Raw genomic sequence first — 4,413 nt, forward strand, 5'->3', positions numbered from 1 at the left:
GCTTGGCGTTGTCCTTGGTCAGGTCGAGCTCGTAGTGCCGGCCGTCGACACCGAATTGGACGGTTTCGGTGGCCGGTTCACCGTTGAGGTCATCGACCAGCACTGTTTTCACTTTCTGTGCCATCACTCTCCCTGCCGCGGGTCTGCGCGGCCCACTAGGACTAATACTCAACAGCTATCAGAATCGCAGAGCGAGATTCGGGGTGACGAATCCACGCGGAATCCGCCGCGGTACGACCCGACGGCTGTTCCTCCGAAAGATCACCATGCGTCCAGGATGGTGGCGCGGTTCTCAGGATCCTCGGACGCTCGCGTAATGGGGTTGCCAGTGATCGGTGTAGGTGTGGGCACCGCCGGGGGTGGTGACGGTCAGGGTCTGCACGTCGTCGTCGTGATGGGCCATGCGCAGGGCCATGTTCGAGGCGACGTATTCCAGGGTGAAGACCTGCTCGGGGTCGTACTCGCCGCCTCCCCAGGCCTCGGGGGTGATGGTCACCAACAACTCCCCGGGGGCCGGGGACTCGACGGCGGAGACGTAGGCGAAGGGCTCGAACGGGGCGCAGGCCCGCAGCCCTGCTGGGGTACTGGCATCCCCGCAGTCGCCTGAGTATGTCTCGCCGGTGGTGTCCAGGAACTGGTCGTACTTCTCACCGGCCCAGATGCCGATGACCATCGGCTCCACGTTGCCCTGAGGTCTCAACAGCGGTGCCGTGGCCGAAGCGGTGGCCAATGGACTGCTGGAATGCGGGGTGTCCGCCCCGGCTCCGTCGGGGCCAGGGGTGGTGTTGAGTGCGCAGCCGGTAAGGGCGACCGCGGAGCACGCCAGGGCCGCGACCGCGCGGGCGGGTGATTTCACGAGAGCCCCCTGACCTGTGACGACAGTGTCGAGGCTACGGGATCAACCAGGGGTTCAGGGATCAGTTCCGTTGGTTTTCAGAACGTGTTCCGGTTACGCTCACCTTGGACACAAGAGAGGCGGTGGCTGACGCCACCGCCTCTCTACAGATCTTCTGTTGATGGGCCCGTATCCCCCCGGGCTTGATCCATCTGATGATCCGCTGCACCGTCTCACTGGGCCCCTTCACCGTAGTGAAGGGGCCCGCGGTGTCGGTAGTGGCCTTTTGTCTACGTATCTTCACCGGTCAGGGCGCTGTCGTGGGTTCGCGCGCTCGTCCGGGCTCGTAGTGTGTGCTCTCGAGACCTGCACCCACGGGTGACGACGATGGAGGGCGATGATGAACGATCCCAAGGCCGTGGACACGTTGCTGGAGGGGCAGCCGGAGCTGCTGACCACCGATGAGATTTGCACGCTGATGCGCGTGAGTCAGGGGACCGTACTGCGGTGGATGAAGGAGCAGGACCTGCCGGTCATCTCCGTCGGGCCGAAGCTGCGCCGCGTGCAGCTCGCCCGCTTTCGGGAGTGGCTGATTCAAGCCGACGAGATCAAGGACTGACCGGGGGTAGGGAGGGCCGGTGACTGCCTCGCCGCCGGGCGAAGCAGTCACAGAGCCCGCCAAGATCAGCTTCTTCGGAAGTGTGGCCCCCTGAACAGATATCTCTATGACATCACCGTGATATCGCCTCACTATCGGCGAAATAGCGTCTCTCAGCACTGCTCTGAGTCTCATGCCAAACCCCGCGCGGCGCCGACGGCGACCGGGCTCGCGTGCAGTTGGTAGGCCACAGCCGGGTCTAACTGCGGTGACTGGAGCGACTGCGTTTCTGGTTCCGAAGTGGATTCCGGGGAGGGGGTCGTGGCGCGTTGGTAGACGTCCCCGGTCACCGTGGTCCCGGCCGGAACCGTGGACACTGCGGGGGTCTCGGGGGTGGCTTCGGGGACCGGGGCCAGGCGCAGCTCGGTGACGTTGACGGGTCGGTCGGTGAGGGTGGCGTGGCCGGGGGTCTGGGCGGGGACTCGGATGCTGTCCCCGTCATCGGTGTCGATGACGAGTTGGTGCACGGTGATTCGTCGTCCCATGGCCCCGGTTTTCTGCTCCTGTTCGATGTCTCGCAGCCGTCCGGGGACGAGTCCTCCGGGGACGTCCGGGCTGGGGGAGAGCTCCAGCAGCACGTGCTGGCCGCCCGGTTCCTGCCGGGCCAGCTCGCGCAGACCCATCCGAGGTGGCAGCTCCGCCTGGGGCCGGGCCAGAGCCAGCAGTTCGTGGCCGGTCAACGCCCCGTGGGTGCGGTCCAACACGGTCACCTCGGACTCGGCGCGCTTCTTGCCCTCCCCGCTGACCTGGTCGTTCTTGTAGCGGAGGTTGACGGTGGTGTCTCCGGTGATGCCGGTGATGGTGACCGGTTCGCGGGTTTGGGCGTGGTTGTCGATGTCGGTCGCGGCCACCACGTCGCCGGGGCGCAGGTCCTCGATGGTGACCGTGAACCGCGGTTGCCCGTACAACTGGGTCTTCTGTTCCTCGGTCAGCCGCAACGGGGGAGTAGTGGCCCATTCCCGGGACTCCACCCGCCACGGGGTGCCCTCGCGGATGCGTCCGGTGTCGGGGCTGACCGCGACGGGCCGGTAGCTGCCGTACCCGGAGGCGTCCATGCGGACCACGTCTCCGGCGTAGCCGAAGTGTTCGACGTCCTCCCCGAGGATTTCTCCGGGGAGGAAGTCGTGGGCGGTGCGCTGCTTGGCCTTGGCGGCCGCGGCGGCCTGTTCGGCGGCGATCTGTTCCGGGCTGGTGGCCTCCACCAGGATGATCCCCGGGGTGGTGTCCAAGTCAGAGACCCGGACCTTCTGCCCGGTGTCGGTGGTCAGGGTTTGCCGGTCGTCCATCACCCCTTCGACGATGGTGCCGTCGCGGTCCTGGATGCGGACCCTGGCCTGGGCCGGGACCTGCCAGAGGTGATCCACCCGCTGGTGCCGGGTGGTGTCCAACTCCAGCATCTCCCGCTCCATTGGTTTGAGCTGGTCGGACATCCTGGCGATGAGCTTGCCGGAGCGCAGGGTGTAGACCGGCTGGGCGGTCGCCAGATCGGCAGGCGCCTCTTCTTCGGCCGGCCAGCACACCGCATGAGACCTTCCGGTGCGCTCATCCGTGTGGACGCCGACGCGCCAGTACGTCTTGCCGACGTTCCACACGTCACCCTCGCGGTGGTTGGTGCGTTCCAGGTCCCCGAGCTTGGCCAGGTCCTGCCCGGAGAGCTCCACCGGAGTCTCGTCGGCGCCCTCGGTAGTGGGGGCCATTTCCTCGGCCAGTTCGGCGGCCTCGCGTTTGAGGGTCTCGAGTTCGTCGGCGTGCTCGAAGGGCTGAGTGAGGGCCTGCTCCACGGCCGGGATCGACTCCTGCAGCTTGCCCAGCTCGGTGCGGCGGCGGGTGAGCTCTCCGCTCAGACCGGCGACGAAGGCCTCGGCGGACTGCACGGCCGAGCGCGGCCCCATCTCCTCCCCAAGCAGCTTGGCCACCGGCCAGGACTTGTGCACCGAGGGCAGACTCATCGGCACCAGCTGCACGGTGTTCCCTGAGCGCATCACCCCGAGCTGCACCCCGCCGAGCGTGCCCACCGGTACCAGATCGGTCGGTTCGGCCAAATCCGGGAGCCCGGTGCGGGCAGCCTCGCGGCGCAGCGCGGCGGCGAGGACCTGTCCGGCGGCCATCCGATCTCCGGTGCCAGCCCCGTCGGGGCGGGTGAACCGGAACTTCTCGCCCTCCGTCGAGGTCGAACCGTCCACGACTGCTTCCAGCTGCGGGAGCATCTGCGCCAGGTGCTGGACGCGGTTCTGGTTCATCCGCAGTTCGGCGCGGGTGGTCGAGCGTTGGCCCCGCCAGGAGGCTTCCAGGCTGGTGAGCTGTTCGATGCGCATCTGCAGGGTGGCCAGTTGCTCGATGCGGGGGTCGCCGGAGAGTTCGGCGGCGGCCTTGGAGGCACTGAACTCCAGGTCCGCCACGGCGTCCTCGACCTCGCGGCCGGCCAGGTCGCCGCGTTTCATTTGTCCGATGAAGCGGGCCTTGCGGGCGATCATGTCCCAGCTGGCCACGTCGAAGGTCTTTTCGGTGGCGTAGGAGTAGACCTCCACCTGGGTGTTCTGGTTGCCCTGGCGGATGACCCGGCCCTCGCGCTGCTCTAGGTCGGCCGGCCGCCAGGGGCAGTCCACGTGGTGCAGGGCGATGGCCCGGCGCTGGATGTTCGTCCCGGTGCCCATCTTCGCCGTCGACCCGATGATCACGCTGAGCTGGCCCTCCCGGGCTTTGGTGAACATCTCCTGGCGGGCTTCGTCGGTGTCGGCGTCGTGGATGAACGCGATCCGCTCCGGGGCCATGCCGCGCGCGGTGAGCTGGTCGCGCAGCTCGTGGTAGATATTCCACTGGTCTTCTCTGGGCGTGGACTGGTCGCAGAAGACGATCTGCAACCCACCCCGGACCTCGGAGACCTCCCCGGTGGCGGTCGTGTACTGGCGGTCGTGGGTGC

General features: G+C 67.3%; 4 protein-coding genes. 1 reads left to right on the top strand and 3 read right to left on the bottom strand.

Going from position 1 to position 4,413, the window contains the following annotated elements:
• Together Q0283_RS00725 and Q0283_RS00730 are read right to left on the bottom strand one after the other, a co-directional pair.
• On the bottom strand, positions 1-124 hold a 124-nt coding region (locus Q0283_RS00725; RefSeq protein WP_298041994.1), incomplete at its 3' end, for a histone-like nucleoid-structuring protein Lsr2.
• Positions 125-292: 168 nt separating this feature from the next.
• The gene (locus Q0283_RS00730) at positions 293-856 is read right to left on the bottom strand and encodes a hypothetical protein (RefSeq protein ID WP_298041987.1); all 564 of its coding nucleotides are present in this window, start codon (positions 854-856) and stop codon (positions 293-295) included.
• Positions 857-1,232: 376 nt separating this feature from the next.
• Between Q0283_RS00730 and Q0283_RS00735 the strand changes: the two genes are divergently transcribed.
• The gene (locus tag Q0283_RS00735; RefSeq protein WP_298041989.1) at positions 1,233-1,454 is read left to right on the top strand and encodes a helix-turn-helix domain-containing protein; all 222 of its coding nucleotides are present in this window, start codon (positions 1,233-1,235) and stop codon (positions 1,452-1,454) included.
• Between the two features lie 170 nt (positions 1,455-1,624).
• Here the strand turns inward: Q0283_RS00735 and Q0283_RS00740 are convergent.
• The coding region (locus tag Q0283_RS00740; RefSeq protein WP_298041992.1) for a helicase C-terminal domain-containing protein at positions 1,625-4,413 on the bottom strand (2,789 nt) is incomplete at its 5' end.

It is taken from the genome of uncultured Citricoccus sp. (assembly GCF_937871995.1).
Classification (GTDB): domain Bacteria; phylum Actinomycetota; class Actinomycetes; order Actinomycetales; family Micrococcaceae; genus Citricoccus.

Excerpts from the sequence above, each read along its gene's own strand:
- Q0283_RS00735 (WP_298041989.1), top strand. The coding sequence starts at position 1,233 with ATGATGAACGATCCCAAGGCCGTGGACACGTTGCTGGAGGGGCAGCCG.